The 16,265-nt window shown below is 45.6% G+C and carries 14 protein-coding genes; 7 read left to right on the top strand and 7 right to left on the bottom strand.

The window, feature by feature from the left end:
• The first annotated feature begins 228 nt into the window (after positions 1 to 228).
• On the top strand, positions 229 to 1,083 hold the full coding sequence (gene folD / locus MY523_RS06490; protein ID WP_250657983.1) for a bifunctional methylenetetrahydrofolate dehydrogenase/methenyltetrahydrofolate cyclohydrolase FolD: 855 nt from the start codon (positions 229 to 231) through the stop codon (positions 1,081 to 1,083).
• A 102-nt stretch (positions 1,084 to 1,185) separates the two neighbouring features.
• Here folD and cysS read toward each other — a convergent pair whose 3' ends face one another.
• Together cysS and MY523_RS06480 are read right to left on the bottom strand one after the other, a co-directional pair.
• Positions 1,186 to 2,592, bottom strand: coding sequence for a cysteine--tRNA ligase (cysS, locus tag MY523_RS06485; RefSeq protein WP_250657982.1), 1,407 nt, complete (start codon positions 2,590 to 2,592; stop codon positions 1,186 to 1,188).
• Positions 2,593 to 2,666: 74 nt separating this feature from the next.
• Positions 2,667 to 4,343, bottom strand: a complete 1,677-nt coding sequence (locus tag MY523_RS06480; RefSeq protein WP_250657981.1) for a glutamine--tRNA ligase/YqeY domain fusion protein — start codon at positions 4,341 to 4,343, stop codon at positions 2,667 to 2,669.
• 237 nt (positions 4,344 to 4,580) lie between these two features.
• Here MY523_RS06480 and MY523_RS06475 point away from each other — a divergent pair, with 237 nt between their 5' ends.
• Positions 4,581 to 5,102: a peptidylprolyl isomerase gene (locus MY523_RS06475; protein WP_250657980.1), complete on the top strand. Its 522-nt coding sequence runs from the start codon at positions 4,581 to 4,583 to the stop codon at positions 5,100 to 5,102.
• On the top strand, positions 5,102 to 5,833 hold the full coding sequence (locus MY523_RS06470; RefSeq protein ID WP_250657979.1) for a UDP-2,3-diacylglucosamine diphosphatase: 732 nt from the start codon (positions 5,102 to 5,104) through the stop codon (positions 5,831 to 5,833). The genes MY523_RS06475 and MY523_RS06470 overlap by 1 nt, the downstream gene beginning before the upstream one ends.
• 41 nt (positions 5,834 to 5,874) lie before the next feature.
• On the opposite strand, the gene MY523_RS06465 is transcribed toward MY523_RS06470, so the two are convergent.
• Entirely contained in the window at positions 5,875 to 6,486 is a 612-nt protein-coding gene (locus MY523_RS06465) for a MiaE family protein (protein WP_250657978.1), read from the bottom strand.
• A 297-nt stretch (positions 6,487 to 6,783) separates the two neighbouring features.
• Between MY523_RS06465 and acnB the strand changes: the two genes are divergently transcribed.
• Together acnB and MY523_RS06455 are read left to right on the top strand one after the other, a co-directional pair.
• Positions 6,784 to 9,381 carry a bifunctional aconitate hydratase 2/2-methylisocitrate dehydratase gene (gene acnB / locus MY523_RS06460; protein WP_250657977.1) on the top strand — a complete coding sequence of 866 codons (2,598 nt, stop codon included), beginning with the start codon at positions 6,784 to 6,786 and terminating at the stop codon, positions 9,379 to 9,381.
• A gap of 276 nt (positions 9,382 to 9,657) precedes the next feature.
• Positions 9,658 to 10,143, top strand: coding sequence for a CBS domain-containing protein (locus MY523_RS06455; RefSeq protein WP_250657976.1), 486 nt, complete (start codon positions 9,658 to 9,660; stop codon positions 10,141 to 10,143).
• Between the two features lie 64 nt (positions 10,144 to 10,207).
• Here the strand turns inward: MY523_RS06455 and MY523_RS06450 are convergent, their stop codons facing one another.
• Positions 10,208 to 10,639, bottom strand: a complete 432-nt coding sequence (locus MY523_RS06450) for a YiiD C-terminal domain-containing protein (protein ID WP_250657975.1) — start codon at positions 10,637 to 10,639, stop codon at positions 10,208 to 10,210.
• 204 nt (positions 10,640 to 10,843) lie between these two features.
• Between MY523_RS06450 and MY523_RS06445 the strand changes: the two genes are divergently transcribed.
• Positions 10,844 to 11,830 carry an NAD(P)H-quinone oxidoreductase gene (locus tag MY523_RS06445; protein ID WP_250657974.1) on the top strand — a complete coding sequence of 329 codons (987 nt, stop codon included), beginning with the start codon at positions 10,844 to 10,846 and terminating at the stop codon, positions 11,828 to 11,830.
• 71 nt (positions 11,831 to 11,901) lie between these two features.
• On the opposite strand, the gene MY523_RS06440 is transcribed toward MY523_RS06445, so the two are convergent.
• From MY523_RS06440 to MY523_RS06430, 3 genes are read right to left on the bottom strand one after another with little or no spacing between them, the layout of a single operon-like run.
• Positions 11,902 to 12,786, bottom strand: coding sequence for an HpcH/HpaI aldolase/citrate lyase family protein (locus MY523_RS06440; protein WP_250657973.1), 885 nt, complete (start codon positions 12,784 to 12,786; stop codon positions 11,902 to 11,904).
• The gene (locus MY523_RS06435; RefSeq protein ID WP_250657972.1) at positions 12,783 to 13,646 is read right to left on the bottom strand and encodes an HTD2 family dehydratase; all 864 of its coding nucleotides are present in this window, start codon (positions 13,644 to 13,646) and stop codon (positions 12,783 to 12,785) included. Before MY523_RS06435 ends, MY523_RS06440 begins: the two co-directional genes overlap by 4 nt.
• A gap of 59 nt (positions 13,647 to 13,705) precedes the next feature.
• Positions 13,706 to 14,917: a CoA transferase gene (locus MY523_RS06430; protein ID WP_250657971.1), complete on the bottom strand. Its 1,212-nt coding sequence runs from the start codon at positions 14,915 to 14,917 to the stop codon at positions 13,706 to 13,708.
• A 116-nt stretch (positions 14,918 to 15,033) separates the two neighbouring features.
• On the opposite strand from MY523_RS06430, the gene MY523_RS06425 reads away from it, so the two are divergent.
• A complete protein-coding gene (locus tag MY523_RS06425; protein WP_250657970.1) occupies positions 15,034 to 16,086 on the top strand; it encodes a zinc-dependent alcohol dehydrogenase family protein in 1,053 nt (350 codons plus the stop codon).
• Positions 16,087 to 16,265: the final 179 nt, after the last annotated feature.

Here is a 16,265-nt window from a genome sequence, read left to right as displayed (position 1 = left end):
GATGGCGCGAATAATACAGCCGGTTTCAACATCCGTCAACCACTGCATGCATATTTATTTTTACAAACAGGAAATTGTGTAAATAGCAGCTAAGCAGCATTTAATTGCTGCTCACTCATTTCAGTATAACGATTAATCAGCTCTTTTTATTCAGCTACCAGCATGAGAAAATATACGCATAGTTTGTTTTACGTTTCCATACATTAATCAATAGGCGAAGACACTCATATGAGCGCAAATCTCATTGACGGCAAAGCAATTGCTGCATCAGTTAGAAAAAAAGTAGCAGACGGAGTTAAAGAACGGGTCAACAAAGGACTTAGAGTGCCTGGCCTGGCAGTCGTTCTTGTCGGCGAAGATGCGGCCTCACAGGTTTATGTAAAGAATAAAACCAACGCTTGTGAAGAGGTCGGCTTCCACTCACGCTCATACAAGCTTGAATCATCAGCAACACAAGAAGAGCTAGAAGTATTAGTAGATCGGTTAAACGAGGACAGGGAGATTGATGGCATCCTGGTGCAACTCCCCCTCCCTCAACATTTGAACGCAGACAAGATTCTTGAGCAAATTCGTCCTGATAAAGACGTAGACGGGTTTCACCCGTTTAACCTGGGTAAGCTAGCACAAAGACTCCCACTACTGAGGCCATGCACACCAAAAGGAATCATGACCCTGCTTGAAAGCACAGGTGAAACCATTAGAGGAAAGGACGCCGTCATTGTTGGCGCTTCAAATATTGTTGGCAGACCCATGGGGCTTGAGCTATTACTAGCGGGCTGCACGGTAACAACGACCCACCGATTCACACAAAACCTAGACCAGAAAATCTCTCAAGCTGACATTGTAGTAGTGGCAGTTGGAAAACCAGGGATAGTTAAAGGGGAATGGATCAAGCCTGGCGCCATTGTAATTGACGTAGGCATTAACCGACTCGATTCGGGAAAACTTGTTGGCGACATTGAATTTGATACAGCCAAAGAGAATGCAAGCTGGATCACACCCGTTCCCGGAGGGGTCGGCCCAATGACAGTCGCAACCCTTATGGAGAACACACTTTATGCAGCGGACAAACTCCACTCATAAAGAGACCCGCATTTATTGGGTGAAAGCATAACAAAAAAGAGCGCTATTTTGGCGCTCTTTCTTGCATCTAACACTTACAACTTGGATTCAACCTTAAAATCTCTACCCTCGCCGCCAGACAGTTCCCTCTTTTCTGTCATCCAGAATTATGCCTGCATCCTTTAGATAGTCTCTTATACGGTCAGATTCAGCCCAATCTTTACTATTTCTTGCATTGACCCGATCGGCAATTAACATTTCAACCTCCTCTTCACTTATAAGATCTTCTCCAAAACTTCCGCTGGATTTTAGAAAAGCTTCCGCGTCCAACTGCAGAACCCCCAAGATTTCACCAAACTCCTTGAGCAAGCCTGCCAGCTTCCCTACTCGCCCATCTGAGTCCGCTTTAGCTCGATTAAGCTCTTTAACAAGATCAAACATCACCGCCAAGGCCTCCGGAGTATTAAAATCATCATTCATCGCACTCTGAAATCGAGCTCGATATTCATTTAAATAATCCGAGTCATCACCGACAGTCTCGACCGGCAAAACATCTCTTAACGCCGTATATAAACGGGACAATGCTGACTGAGCCTCCTTAAGGCTTCCTTCAGAGTAGTCAACCTGACTGCGATAATGGCTGGACACCAGAAAATATCGTACAACCTCTGCAGGATAGCTTTCCAACACATCCCGAATAGTAAAGAAGTTACCTAGAGATTTTGACATCTTCTCTTTGTTAACCCTTATTGCGCCGGCGTGCATCCAGTAATTCACATACTTCTGCCCTGTCGCCCCTTCTGATTGGGCAATTTCATTTTCATGATGAGGGAATGGCAGGTCAGGCCCACCACCATGAATATCAAATGTATCCCCAAGGCAGCAGGTCGACATAGCAGAGCACTCAATATGCCAGCCTGGACGCCCCTCACCCCACGGACTGTTCCAACTCACCTCACCTTGCTTAGCCGACTTCCAAAGCGCAAAGTCCCTTGGATCTTGCTTCAAGTCTTCAACGTCTACACGCGCACCAGCCAACAACTCTTCAAGATTTTTCTTCGACAACTGGCCATAGGTTGGGAATTTCTGAACCGAGTAGTAAACATCGCCGTTCGGAGCCGCGTACGCAAAGCCATTGCTGATCAATTGCTCAATCATCTTTATGATTTCTGCAATATGAGCAGTCGCTTTAGGTTCAAAATCAGGCTTTTTAACATTTAACCTGGCTTCATCTTCATGCATTGCATCAATAAAGCGCTCTGTTAATGAGGTAAATTTTTCTCCATTTTCATTCGCCCTATTTAAAATTTTGTCATCAATATCCGTGATATTTCTTACATAGGTCACGTCATAACCTTGCGACCTTAAATAACGGACTATCACATCAAAGCAAACCAATACCCTCGCATGCCCCAGATGACAGTAGTCATAGACTGTCATTCCACAGACATACATCTTCACTTTATTTTCCTCCAAAGGAACGAAGACATCTTTTTTGCGAGTTAACGTATTAAAAATTTGAAGCGACATTAAATAAAACCCTAAATAGACAACTATTATTTGAGGTAAAACCTCTTACAAAAAACAAATCAACACTAAACAAGCTACTTATTAGCCCATGTATCTCTCAAGCCTATAGTCATATTGAACACAGGCCTTCCAGCTGCATGATCATAACGATCAGCCACAAAATACCCCTCACGCTCGAACTGGAACGAAGACTCAGGCTCACAATCAGCAATAGAAGGCTCAACTACCGCAGAAATAATCGACAGGCTTTCGGAATTAATATACGAGATAAAATCTTCCTCTCCCTGATCAGGCGACTCATGATTAAACAACCTATCGTAGAGGCGAATTTCAGCGGGCACACCACATTCAGCTGAGACCCAGTGAATGACGCCGCGAGGCCTAATTCCTTCTGGCGCATCATTTCCAACAGTGTCAGGTACTAGTGAGACATTAACCTGCTCAATCTCACCATCCGCCCCTCTAACCACTTCATCTGCTTTTATAATGTACGCCCCTCTTAGGCGCACCCACTCACCTAGCACTAACCGCTTAAACTTTTTACGCGACAGAGAGCTATCTTCGTTGAAGTCGTCGCGATCAATTAGCAATTCACGTGTAAACGGCAGCACTCGCTCACCCAGTTCCGGCTTGCTGGGGTGGCAGGCGGCAACCATCTCTTCAGTCTGCCCCTCTGGGAAGTTAGTCACCACAATTTTCAGCGGATTCATAACACACATAGCTCTAGGAGCATGATCATTTAGATCATCCCTAATAGCGCGCTCTAGCACAGATACATCGATGACACTGTTGCTTTTACTCACAGGCACCATATCGCAGAATGCTTTCAGTGCGGTCGGCGTATACCCTCTTCTGCGCATACCCGAAACGGTTGGCATTCTTGGGTCATCCCATCCGTTAACGCACTTTTCATCAACAAGCTGCTTTAATTTCCGCTTGCTGGTCACTGTGTAATTTAAATTGAGCCTTCCAAACTCATACTGCTTTGGTTTGTTTGGCACTGGCAAGTTATCCAAAAACCATTCATAAAGCGGCCTGTGATCTTGGAATTCAAGGGTGCAGATAGAGTGAGTAATTCCCTCAATAGCATCCTCTTGGCCATGAGCAAAGTCGTAGCTGGGATATATACACCACTTATCACCTGTTTGATGGTGAGCAACCTTTCGAATACGGTACAAAATAGGGTCGCGCAGGTTCATATTGGGCGAAGCCATATCAATTTTTGCCCTCAGCACACAAGCGCCCTCATCGAACTCTCCCGCTCGCATCTGCTCTATCAGCGCAAGGTTTTCTTCGACCGTTCTGTTTCTGTAGGGGCTATCCTTACCGGGTTTGGTTGCCCATCCCCTATACTCGCTTGATTCCTTGGCAGACAAATGGCAAACATAAGCCTTGCCCTCTCTAATCAGGTGAAGGGCCCACTCATAGAACTGGTCAAAATATTCAGATGCATACTTAACGCCCCCACTCCACTGATACCCAAGCCACCGAACATCCTCCTTAATAGAGTCAACATACTCCTGTTCCTCTTTTTCAGGATTTGTATCATCAAATCTCAGATTGCACTCCCCGGCAAACTCTTGGGCCATACCAAAATTAAGCCAAATTGAACGAGCATGCCCTATATGCAGATAACCATTTGGCTCTGGGGGAAAGCGCGTGACCACTTTTTCTTTCTTGTTGTTTTTTACATCGTCTTCAATAATGTTTCGAATAAAGTTGCTTGATGCTTTCGTCTCGGTGGTTGCCATATACTTTTACTTGTACCTTGCGAAATTAGAGGATGCGAATTAAATAGTTAAACTCATAGCAGTGCATTATATACAATAAAAAAACACAATACCTCGCCAGATTTAACTAATGAACGACCAATTTGCCTGCAGAGAGCCATTTTTTTTATCTTACAGATTAACTACAATAGCTACATCAATCGGTTGATAATAGATTATTGACCACCCACTTAAACAAACCAACGATAGGTTACATTGATGATTGAACTAAAAACCAACTTTGGAGACATTACTCTCGAGCTTGATTACGAAAAAGCACCTGTGACGGCCAAGAATTTTGAGAAAAATGTTCGCGACGGTTTTTATGACGGATTAATTTTTCACCGAGTCATCAGCAATTTTATGATCCAGGGCGGCGGATTCGGCCCAGGCATGACCCCGCAAGAAACCAGAGAAACCATTAAAAACGAAGCAAATAATGGTCTTAGCAACCTAAACGGCACCATCGCAATGGCCAGAACAATGGATCCTCACTCGGCATCAGCTCAGTTTTTTATCAATGTTAAAGACAATGGCTTCCTTGATCACACATCTGAAACTACGGAAGGTTGGGGGTATGCTGTTTTTGGCAAGGTCACCAGCGGAATGGAAGTTGTCGATAAAATAAAAAATGTTCAGACGACTATGGCCGCAGGGCACCAGGATGTTCCTGTTGAGGACGTGGTGATCGAGTCAGCTCAAGTCATCGATAATGCAAGCGAAGATGAGTCTGCGAGTTAATGACCACTCTATTTATCTCGGATTTACACCTTGAGGAAGAGCGCCCTGAAATAACCAGGGCGTTTTTTGAGTTTCTCGATAACAAAGCACAAGGTATTGATGCGCTTTACATCCTTGGTGATTTTTTTGAAGCCTGGATCGGTGACGATGAAAATACCCCACTTCAGGTCAAAGTAAAAAGCAAGCTAAGAGAGACATCAGACTCTGGAACCCATATCTTTTTAATGCATGGCAACAGGGATTTTCTAATAGGCCAGCAGTTCTGCGAAGAGACAGGGGCCACCTTATTGGAAGACCCCACGACAGTAAACCTTTACGGCAAGGATGTTCTGTTGATGCATGGCGATAGCCTTTGCACTAATGATATTGAGTACATGAAGTTCCGTAAGAACATGAGAGATAGCGAGTGGCAAGTGCTATTTTTAAAGCGCAGCCTGCCTGAGAGGCAAATCGTAGCACAACAACTTCGTACGATAAGCCAGGCAAAAAACAAGGGCAAAACACTCGAAATAATGGATGTTACTCCGTCCGAGGTTGAATCTTCGCTAGTAAAATATAACGTTAACACACTCATTCACGGGCATACACATCGCCCGGCAATACATGAGATTGAAGCCAACGGAAGAGCCGCCAAACGGATTGTACTTGGCGACTGGGACAAAAACGTCTGGTATCTGAAAGCAGATGCCACGGGCGAAATTGAACTACTGAGCCACCCTTTAGAGCACTAGACTAAAGGGTTGCCCTTCACTCATAAAACGAATTTTGCTGATTAAGGCATCACACCACTGTGAAACCGGAACTCGTTATCAGCACTTGTAATTAAAGCCTTCTCCACTTCACAGAACTCCGCAACCCTTTGATCTATTGATCCATTCGCCGCATCTCTCGCCAGCTTTAAATAATCTTGATAGTGCCGGGATTCAGACTTTAATAGCGATTGATAAAACAGTCTCAACTCATCATCCAAAAATGGACTAATCTTCGCAAACCGCTCACACGATCGAGCTTCTATAAATGCACCTATAATTAAAACATCGACCAACTGCTCTGGCTCGCTTTTTCTGACGTACTCTCTCATTCCACCGGCATAGCGAGATGCCGACATCCCCCTAAAAACGATATTTCTTTTTTTCATTATCGCTAGCACCTGCTCAAAATGCCGCAACTCCTCTCGAGCTAATCTAGACATTTTTGCCTGCAAATCCAACTTGGCCGGATAACGATACATTAGATTAATAGCCGTTGACGCGGCTTTTCGTTCACAGTGAGCGTGATCAATCAGCATTATGGATTGATTATCTAACGCACATTGAACCCATTCATCAGGTGTCTCACAGGGTAAGAATGAATAGATTTCAGTTAAATCCTGTTGATTCGCCACGCATAACTCCAAAATAAGGTAAATAAGCCAGCCCCAAAAAGGGGCGATTATATAGCCCGAACACCTAATTAACCACCTGACAACAATGACTATTATCTACTAAAGACCAATAATACACGCCGATTCCAATCTTAACTTTTTTATTAAAATACTGTAGAATACCGCCGCTTAAAAAAATTAAGACTGTTATATCCCTAAAGATAATCAGATACGTATCGGCAAGGATATATCAATCAACAACTCCCGGGATAACGATGTAAAGTCATCCGGGCTCAGGAACTGATGAGGGTTTAAATTGTGCTAGAAGCATATCGTAAACACGTAGCAGAGCGTGAAGCTGAAGGAGTACCACCTAAGGCACTTAACGCCGAACAAGTAGCGGGTCTCGTTGAATTACTTAAGAACCCGCCAGCAGGTGAGGAAGAGACTTTAGTTGACCTACTTGAAAATCGAATCCCTCCAGGCGTTGATGAAGCCGCATACGTTAAAGCTGCATTTTTGACAGCAATCTTGAACGGTGAAGCTACCTCACCTTTAGTCAGCGATGAAAAAGCTGTTCAGTTATTGGGCATGATGCAAGGCGGCTATAACATTGCCACTCTTGTTGAGCAATTAGACAAGCCTGCGCTTGCAGAACTGGCAGCCAAAGAGCTGAAGCATACTCTTCTTGTATTTGATGCATTCAATGACATTAAAGAGAAAATGGATGCAGGTAACGCGCAAGCTAAATCTGTTATTGAGTCTTGGGCAAATGCCGAGTGGTTCACCAGCCGAGACAAAGTGGCTGAAAGCATCAAAATGGCAGCCTTTAAAGTAACAGGAGAGATCAATACTGATGACCTTTCTCCTGCGCCCGATGCATGGTCACGCCCAGACATCCCTCTACACGCGCGTGCTGCATTTAAAATGACTCGTGATGGTCTAACGCCTGAAGAACACGGTGTTACAGGCCCAATCAGTCAAATCGAAGAAATTAAATCCAAGGGATACCCTGTCGCGTTTATCGGTGATGTTGTAGGTACAGGTTCTTCACGTAAGTCTGCAACCAACTCAGTACTATGGTTCTTCGGCGACGACATGCCAGGTGTACCTAACAAGCGTACTGGCGGTGTATGTTTTGGCTCTAAAGTGGCGCCTATTTTCTTCAATACTATGGAAGATGCCGGTGCGCTTGTATTTGAAGCGCCTGTAGACAACATCAACATGGGCGACATTATTGAAATTCGTCCTTATGACCGTAAAATTTTAAATGAAGCGGGCGAAGTTGTTTCTGAAATCAACATCAAATCTGAAGTTATTTTTGATGAAGTTCAAGCCGGTGGCCGTATCAACCTGATCATTGGTCGAGGCTTAACGACAAAAGCACGTGAAGCGCTTGGTTTAGGCGCAACAGACGTTTTCCGTCTGCCTGTTGACCCAGAAGCTGGCACAAAAGGGTTCACCCTTGCACAGAAAATGGTGGGTCGTGCTTGTGGTCTTCCTGAAGGTCAGGGTGTACGTCCTGGCACATACTGTGAACCTAAAATGACTACCGTTGGTTCACAGGATACAACAGGCCCAATGACTCGTGATGAACTGAAAGACCTGGCATGTCTAGGCTTCCAGGCTGACTTGGTTATGCAGTCCTTCTGTCACACTGCGGCTTACCCAAAGCCTGTTGACGTAGAGATGCAACACACCATGCCTGATTTCATCCAAACTCGTGGCGGTGTTGCTCTTCGCCCAGGTGACGGAATCATCCACTCCTGGTTAAACCGTATGCTTCTTCCAGATACTGTGGGTACAGGCGGTGACTCTCATACGCGATTCCCAATGGGTATTTCTTTCCCTGCCGGTTCTGGTTTGGTTGCATTTGCTGCCGCTACAGGCGTAATGCCTCTTGATATGCCAGAATCAATATTGGTTCGTTTTAAAGGCGAAATGCAGCCAGGTATCACGTTACGTGATCTGGTACATGCGATTCCTTTGTACGGCATTAAGCAAGGCATACTGACTGTTGAGAAGAAAGGCAAGATCAATGAGTTCTCAGGCCGCGTACTGGAAATTGAAGGTCTTGACAACCTAACCGTTGAGCAGGCGTTTGAGCTTTCTGATGCATCTGCTGAGCGATCTGCAGCGGGCTGCTCAATCAAGCTTTCGAAAGAATCAGTTGCCGAATACCTGAACTCAAACATCACCATGTTACGCTGGATGATTGCAGAAGGTTACGGTGACCCACGCACGCTTGAGCGTCGCGCACAATCGATGGAAGCCTGGTTGGCTAACCCAGAACTGCTTGAAGCTGACAGCGATGCAGAGTACAAGCATATCGTAGAGATCGATCTCGCCGATATTAAAGAGCCTATCGTTTGCTGCCCTAACGACCCAGATGACGCAAAAACACTATCTGATGTTGCCGGCGTTGGCGTCGATGAAGTATTTATCGGTTCTTGTATGACTAACATCGGCCACTTCCGTGCAGCCGGTAAACTGCTTGCCGCCAATAAAGAGCCTCTTAAGACTCGCTTCTGGATGTCTCCACCAACCAAGATGGACGAAGCCCAGTTGATGGAAGAAGGTTACTTCAATACATTCGGTACAGCTGGCGTTAGAACTGAAATGCCAGGCTGCTCTCTATGTATGGGTAACCAGGCGCGTGTTGCAGCTAGCAGCACAGTATTGTCTACATCGACTCGTAACTTCCCTAACCGTTTAGGTGATGGAGCCAATGTATACCTTACTTCAGCAGAACTAGCAGCTGTTGGTGCAATCCTGGGTAAACTTCCAACAACTGAAGAATACATGCAGTATGCATCCAAACTAAACAGCATGTCTTCAGAAGTGTACAAGTACTTGAACTTTGACAAGATGCCTGAGTACACAACAAAAGCAGCGACCGCCTCAGTTGAAGCCTAAGTTGTTTTAATTACGTAACTCACAGCAGCGATTGGGCTGTAAGTTACGACTAAAATACCCACATTTTTAAATGTGGGTATTTTTTTGCGTTAAACCTTTCTACCTGCACGCCCCTCCTTACCCGTATCAAGCTCACCACTGATCAGTTTCCGCTTTGTTGTAAGACATAACACTAAATTAACCGTCAAGTATGAGATTAATCAATAATCAACGCCCTAAATGCCTGCTATCCTATACACAACAAAATAATAATCTGAAAAACAACAGGATTTTAAAATGGCTTTAGTTAAAAAAGTGATGAAAACAAGCCTCGTAACCGCAACATCACAAGAAACGGTTACCACCGTCTGCCAACGAATGAAAGCGTCTCATCTAGGAGCGATTCTTGTCATTGATGAAAACAAGTTGTCAGGTATATTTACTGAGCGCGACCTTCTCAATCGCGTCGTTGCAGAAGGAAAAGACTCTTCAACAACGCTAGTTAAAGACGTTGCGACCCCTAATCCAATTGTGGCTAAAGATGACACACACATAAAAGAGTGCGCTAAAATTTTACGCGATCAGGGTTTTCGGCATCTGCCAGTAGTGGATCAAGATGGCAACCCCGTAGGTATTGTCTCATCTCGTGACTTCTTTCAGTACATGGCAAACGAGCTTGAACAAGTTATTGATAGAATGCGGGGAACAGACGAGAAAGTTGACGAAAGCTTTGATATCTATGAGTATCTAGGCGCAGGTGGTTGCGGACTACCTAGAATGTAAAGAACTAGAATATAAACAGCTAAAAAGCGTAGCCTAACTTACCCTACAAACGGGCTACGCGGCTTTAGGCTCTACCGAGCACAACATAATCGGCATTCAAGTACGCACACCTCTTATCCTCAGAGTAAATAGCTATAGTCAGCGGAAAGTTTATTCTACCCTCCTCTGCCATTTTACTTCGCAATTCACTGTCATTCATCTCAACTTCAAACTCGGCTTTTAAAGTAATATCCGAGGTCACAGGATATTTATAGTGAATCGTAGCTTCTCGAACGACCAGCTGCCCCTCCATTCCTGCCACATCAAGCCTGTTTTGAACCAGCGCCCAACCGGTTGCAACAGCCAATGAGTATTGTGCACCAGCAAATCCGGTGCCGTGCATATTGCGGTTCGGCTGAATGGGTGCGGTAGCGATAATTGAGTGAGACTCCAAAGACTTTATCGCCAACTCCATAAACCCACAAAGCGGTATATGCGTTTTTAGTAAGCGATTCATTTGTTCAACATTCATATAGTATTTATGCTTCTTCTCTCTATAAAAACTAACGTCAAAGTATACACGCATTCAGGTAGTATATTTAACATCTGCCCGTTATATTATTGGGCGGTGCATATTAACTCGCGAACCCAGCTTCAATGTGACGAGTCATCGTGAGAACAACACAATATAGCGAGAATCACACAATATAGTGAGAACAACATGAAATTTATCGACATCACTGAATTTGGTGCCCCCGAAGTTCTTTTCACCAATACTACCCCCCCGCCACACCCGGGCGATAACGAAGTACAGATCAGAGTAATAGCCGCTGGAGTCAATAGACCAGATGTCGTACAACGTCAGGGGCTTTACCCCGCTCCTGCCGGCGCATCACCCATTCTTGGCCTGGAAGTAGCCGGTGAAATAATTGCGCTAGGCGATAAAGTAGATAGCTGGAGTATTGGTGATCACGTTTGCGCACTGACAAATGGAGGGGGTTATGCTGAACAGGTTTGCGCTCCCGCATCACAATGCATGCCTATCCCCAAAAATCTGTCTTTTGTTGAGGCAGCTGCACTTCCTGAAACATTTTTCACCGTATGGAGTAATGTCTTTGACCGGTGCGGGTTGAAGCAAGGCGAAACATTGTTGGTTCATGGTGGTTCCAGTGGAATAGGCACTACCGCAATTCAAATGGCCAAAGCATTGGGTGCAAGCGTGTTTACCACCGCAGGAAGTGAAACAAAATGTGACGCATGCCTGGAATTAGGAGCAGACTTGGCGATCAACTACCATGAATCTGATTTTGTTGACGTGATCAAAGAAGCCACAGCAGGAAAAGGCGTCGATGTCATACTTGATATGGTCGGAGGTGAGTACATATCAAAAAACCTGAAAGTCGCCGCAATGGATGGCCGAATTGTCAACATAGCATACCTTCAAGGGCCTGTTGTGAAAACAAACTTCCTTCCCATCATGCTCAAACGCCTGACACTGACCGGCTCCACACTTCGCCCACAAACAGAGCAACAAAAAGCAGCCATCGCAAAAAATTTAAAAGAAAAAGTATGGCCACTCATCGAGTCAGGAGCAATAAAACCTGTTATTGCAAAAACCTTTCAGCTCGAAGAAGCCGCTAGCGCTCACCAGCTAATGGAAAGCAACCAACATATAGGAAAGATCGTACTAAAAGTCAGCGACGAGTAGTATTTGGAAGTGTGCCCCCCTCAGTGTCGGAGGTTAGCTGCGCCTCGACACTGAGAGTGCGCTCGACTTGATTAAGATTGAACAATACTCTCAAAACGCCTGATCAACTCCTTTGCAGCGATAACAACAGGCATGTCGATCATTTTGCCACGATACTCTACCGCGCCCCGCCCTTCTTCCAACCCTTTCTCAAACGCCTCAATCAACCCTCTCGCATGTTGTACATCATCTTCACCAGGCATCAGCTCCTCATTAAGAATATCGGCCTGCTTGGGGTGGATGCAAAATGCTCCAACAAACCCAAATTTATCTGCAAGCTGAATCGTTTTACGAAACAGATCCAAGTCACTATAGTCAGCAATTGAGCCGGGAAACCCTAAAGGCGAGATTCCAGCCCTTCTACATGCGAAAGCAATCATCTGATTTGGAAGCAGCAACGTCTCGGGAATTGAATGCATTCCCGCCGAAGCGGAGAAGTCTTCAGAGCCCAATGTAACCGACACAACACGGGGGTGGGCGTCAGCGATTTCATCAAGCTTGGGCAGCGCCTCGACAGATTCGATCATCGCAATTAACAGTGTGTGACCATTCTCTATTCCCCGCTCTGTCTCTAGCTGTTCTATCTTCTGTGCAATTGCCACGACCTGATCTGCACTTTCAACTTTGGGGATTACAACTGCTTTTACGGACACGTCAATCGACGCTTCGAGATCCAGCTGTGCCATATCCTGATCGAGATTAATACGAACCAGCGCTGACGCCCCTTCTACAGATACCTGCTTGGCCGCAGCAATCACTTTACCACGGGCAGCGTCTTTCTCGGCCAGTGGCACACTGTCTTCAAGGTCAAGAATATAAGCATCAGCACCTCTTGTGTGGGCCTTTGCTACAAATTTGTCGACATGTACCGGAATGAATAGCAGTGAACGCCAACCGGGATATAGAGAATGCTTCATTTATCTGTTTCCTCATTTAGTCGAGCATCAATTTTCATGCATAACGCATTGCTGCTATCCACTGACCAAAGCTGTAAATTGTCACCATCCCGCTTTGCTTCAACGTTAAACGGCTCTGTATCAAATGTTGGGCGAACCGCACGAAACCGGATGTGTGATAATGCCTCTTCAGGCAACTCAGTTCGAGCCAGCTCAAGCAACAACGTGACTAACAACGGGCCATGAACAACCAATGCGGGGTACAGCTCCTCTTTGACCGCATAATCCCGATCATAATGGATACGATGGCCATTAAACGTTAAGGCCGAGTAACGAAACAGTAAAACAGGGTCGGGTGTAATCACTTGGCTCCAGGTGGCATCCTCAGGCGGGGCCTTAACAGGAGGCAAGGCAGCGCCCTCAGCAGGCTGCTCCCTATATACGATATTCTGCACTTGGCTAATACAAAGCGCATCACCCTGATAAATTTCGTGCTTAACCGCAACGAACACCAATGTGCCGGTATTTCCTTCTTTTAATTCAACGGAGTCAATCGTAGAGACACGCCTGGCAGGGTTTCCGATAATAAGAGATTTATTATAGTTTGCCTCCCCGGCCGCCCACATTCTTCTTGGTAGTGGTACGGGTGGTAAAAAACCACCCTTGGCAGGGTGCCCGTCAGCCCCAGTTGAAGACGCCCTTGGCGTGGGTAAAAAGTACAACCACTCCCAAAAAGGTGGCAATGCATCACCTTTGCTTGGCAATAGTTCGTTATCAAGGGCAGCAGCTAATGCCTGAGCAGGGAACAGTGAAATATCATCGTGCAGGGTTTCCTGTTTTCCGACCCAGGTTTGTAAATGCGTTATATCGATGGCGGACATGTATTTGCCTTATTTGTTTTATTAATGAACCAGTTCAATCCCAGGATAGAGCTTAATCCTTAAGCTCCGGCGATGATGCCTTTATCATGAAGCGCTCCGATCTGAGGTGAATCAAACCCCAGTAACTCAGATAATACTTCATCTGTATGTTGCCCCAGTTTCGGAGCTGGCTTTGCTGGCTCTCGCTCAAAAGCCGAGAAACTCCAAGGCGCTCCAGCAGCTAAATAACTTCCAACCCCCGCCTGATCGATACTATTAAACATCGGGTTGTCAGCAGAACAATCAGGATTAGTTTCAACCATTTGCTTAACCGTCCGATAACGGCTCCAGCAAACTCCATTTGAATTAAACGATGCCTCTACCTGTGCATAGGTATGGTTTGAAATCCAGCCACCGATAAGCTCTGAAATCTGATCCCGAGCAGTAAAGCGGTTCCCTTCTTGCGAGAGATCCAGCTTAAGCCTGTCACTAAGTGAGGCCATGGCTGCGGTTGTATCCGTTGCATTACATAGCGACTTCCATTGGCGACCAGTCAACCCTATCACCATGACTCGTGCACCATCCGAAGTTAAAAAGTCTCGGCCAAACGCGCCAAACAAGTAATTGCCATACCGAGGCCGCTCTTCTCCCAATTGCGCTTCAGCGATAAAACCTAAATGCCCCATTACGGCCATTGCCGCATCAGCCAGTGCTAATTTTACATGCTGACCTTCTCCCGTTCGGTTGCGGTGGCGCTCAGCAGCAAGCAAACCCAAAGCAGCCATCTGTCCTGTAACCAGATCCCAGGCAGGCAGTACGTGGTTAGAAGGCTCCTTACTTTCTGCACTTCCAGTTAAAAAAGGCAGCCCAATAGACGGGTTAACGGTATAGTCAACCGCCGACCCACCATGCCTGTCTCCCTGTATTGTTAACTGGATTAGATCCGGTCTATGAGTTGCCAGCTCTTCAAATGAGAGCCAACCTTTAGGCGGAAAGTTGGTAAGCAGCATACCCGCTTCTTTACCGGGCGCGGTAATAATCTGGCGAGCAAGCTCTGCCCCTTCAGGGGATCGAAAGTTAATCGCAACTGACCGCTTAGACTTATTAAGGCCAGCCCAGAATAAGCTTACGTTGTCATCGGTAACTGGCCACCGGCGATAATCCAGCCCGCCGCCAATGGCATCGACACGAATAACATCTGCTCCCAATTGTGCTAGTGTCATCCCTCCTAGTGGCGCAGCAACAAATGCTGAGGCCTCAACGACCCTCATACCTGACAGGATACCTTTCATACGTAACTCCCTAAAATTTTTCCAGAATCATAAACCACAGTATGCTATAAATCCATTTTTGCTATTCATATCATCAAAATGCATGATCATCACTCAAATCTAACGGGGTCTTTTATATGCGTGCACTTATTTTTAAAGAGCAAGGGCCGATAGATTCAATTGAGCTCGCTGATCTGCCATTACCAATGCCGGGTAAAGGCCAGGTTAGACTGAAACTCACCTCCGCAGGCCTAAACCGCTCGGATACGCTTTTTCCGGAAGGTCGTTACTTTTTCAAACCAACATTCTTACCTCTAGGGGAAAGTGATTGTACACAACCCGCAAGTGAACAATACGCGTATAGCCGGCTTGGGTTCGAAGGCGCTGGAATTATCGATGCGGTAGGAGAAGGTGTTAGCTACCGCGTTGGTGACAGGGTTGCGATCACCCCACTCGCATTAGACGTTAGCCGCGACGGTTGTTTCGCTGAATACGGTATCTACAACGCTAACAATTTAATAGCGACGCCCGAGTCTGTATCCGATGAAGACGCCGCGTCAATTTGGATGCAGTATCTAACAGCATGGGGCGGTTTGGTTACTGACGGAGGTTTAACGCAAGGGCAAACGGTTGTTATCACCGCCGCATCAAGCTCTGTCGGTATTGCAGCCATCCAAATTGCAAACATGCGTGGCGCCACCTCCATCGCGACAACAACCAGTGATGATAAGGTTAGCCAGCTTAAAAAACTGGGGGCCCAGCACGTTATCAACATGAAAAATGGAGATTATGTTGAGCGAATTAAAACAATTACCAACGGCACTGGCACAGACCTGGTTTTTGATGCCGTTGCTGGCCCTGATACCCGTTACTTGGTTCAGGGTTCAGCCAGAGACTCCAGAATAGTTATACAAGGAATGCTCGACCGGCGCCCGATGGATATACATGCAGGCGTATTAATGAAAAGACGACTAACCATTAAAGGCTTTACCTTAGACATAGTGTTAGATAATCAGGAAGTGTTAGGTGATTGTGTAAGAAAAATCACACAAGGTATAAATTCTCAGCAACTAACGCCTATCATTGCTAAGAAGTTTGATTTGGATTGCTATAAAGAGGCATTCAAACTGCTCAAATCAAACAAGCACACCGGCAAAATACTGATCACCCCTCAGACCAACGCGCTATAAAATTACTTAATTTTTTAGCTAAAAAGCACCATTAATGCACTAAATGCGGGCTATTTTTTGATAAAAATCACATAGATGCCCGCTTTTAGCGCAAAGCCCCCACATTTTCTTTTGTTATATTGGTAATTAATATACGATACCGAGCATCATTAACTAATACTTTAGGCTAATACAGTTTC

Origin of the sequence: Alkalimarinus coralli, assembly GCF_023650515.1 — a bacterium.
Classification (GTDB): domain Bacteria; phylum Pseudomonadota; class Gammaproteobacteria; order Pseudomonadales; family Oleiphilaceae; genus Alkalimarinus; species Alkalimarinus coralli.
This window is presented reverse-complemented; position numbering and strand designations above follow the sequence as displayed.

Coding starts and splice junctions, on each gene's coding strand:
- folD (WP_250657983.1), top strand. CDS start 229: ATGAGCGCAAATCTCATTGACGGCAAAGCAATTGCTGCATCAGTTAGA.
- cysS (WP_250657982.1), bottom strand. CDS start 2,592: ATGTCGCTTCAAATTTTTAATACGTTAACTCGCAAAAAAGATGTCTTC.
- MY523_RS06480 (WP_250657981.1), bottom strand. CDS start 4,343: ATGGCAACCACCGAGACGAAAGCATCAAGCAACTTTATTCGAAACATT.
- MY523_RS06475 (WP_250657980.1), top strand. CDS start 4,581: ATGATTGAACTAAAAACCAACTTTGGAGACATTACTCTCGAGCTTGAT.
- MY523_RS06470 (WP_250657979.1), top strand. CDS start 5,102: ATGACCACTCTATTTATCTCGGATTTACACCTTGAGGAAGAGCGCCCT.
- MY523_RS06455 (WP_250657976.1), top strand. CDS start 9,658: ATGGCTTTAGTTAAAAAAGTGATGAAAACAAGCCTCGTAACCGCAACA.
- MY523_RS06450 (WP_250657975.1), bottom strand. CDS start 10,639: ATGAATCGCTTACTAAAAACGCATATACCGCTTTGTGGGTTTATGGAG.
- MY523_RS06445 (WP_250657974.1), top strand. CDS start 10,844: ATGAAATTTATCGACATCACTGAATTTGGTGCCCCCGAAGTTCTTTTC.
- MY523_RS06440 (WP_250657973.1), bottom strand. CDS start 12,786: ATGAAGCATTCTCTATATCCCGGTTGGCGTTCACTGCTATTCATTCCG.
- MY523_RS06435 (WP_250657972.1), bottom strand. CDS start 13,646: ATGTCCGCCATCGATATAACGCATTTACAAACCTGGGTCGGAAAACAG.
- MY523_RS06430 (WP_250657971.1), bottom strand. CDS start 14,917: ATGAAAGGTATCCTGTCAGGTATGAGGGTCGTTGAGGCCTCAGCATTT.
- MY523_RS06425 (WP_250657970.1), top strand. CDS start 15,034: ATGCGTGCACTTATTTTTAAAGAGCAAGGGCCGATAGATTCAATTGAG.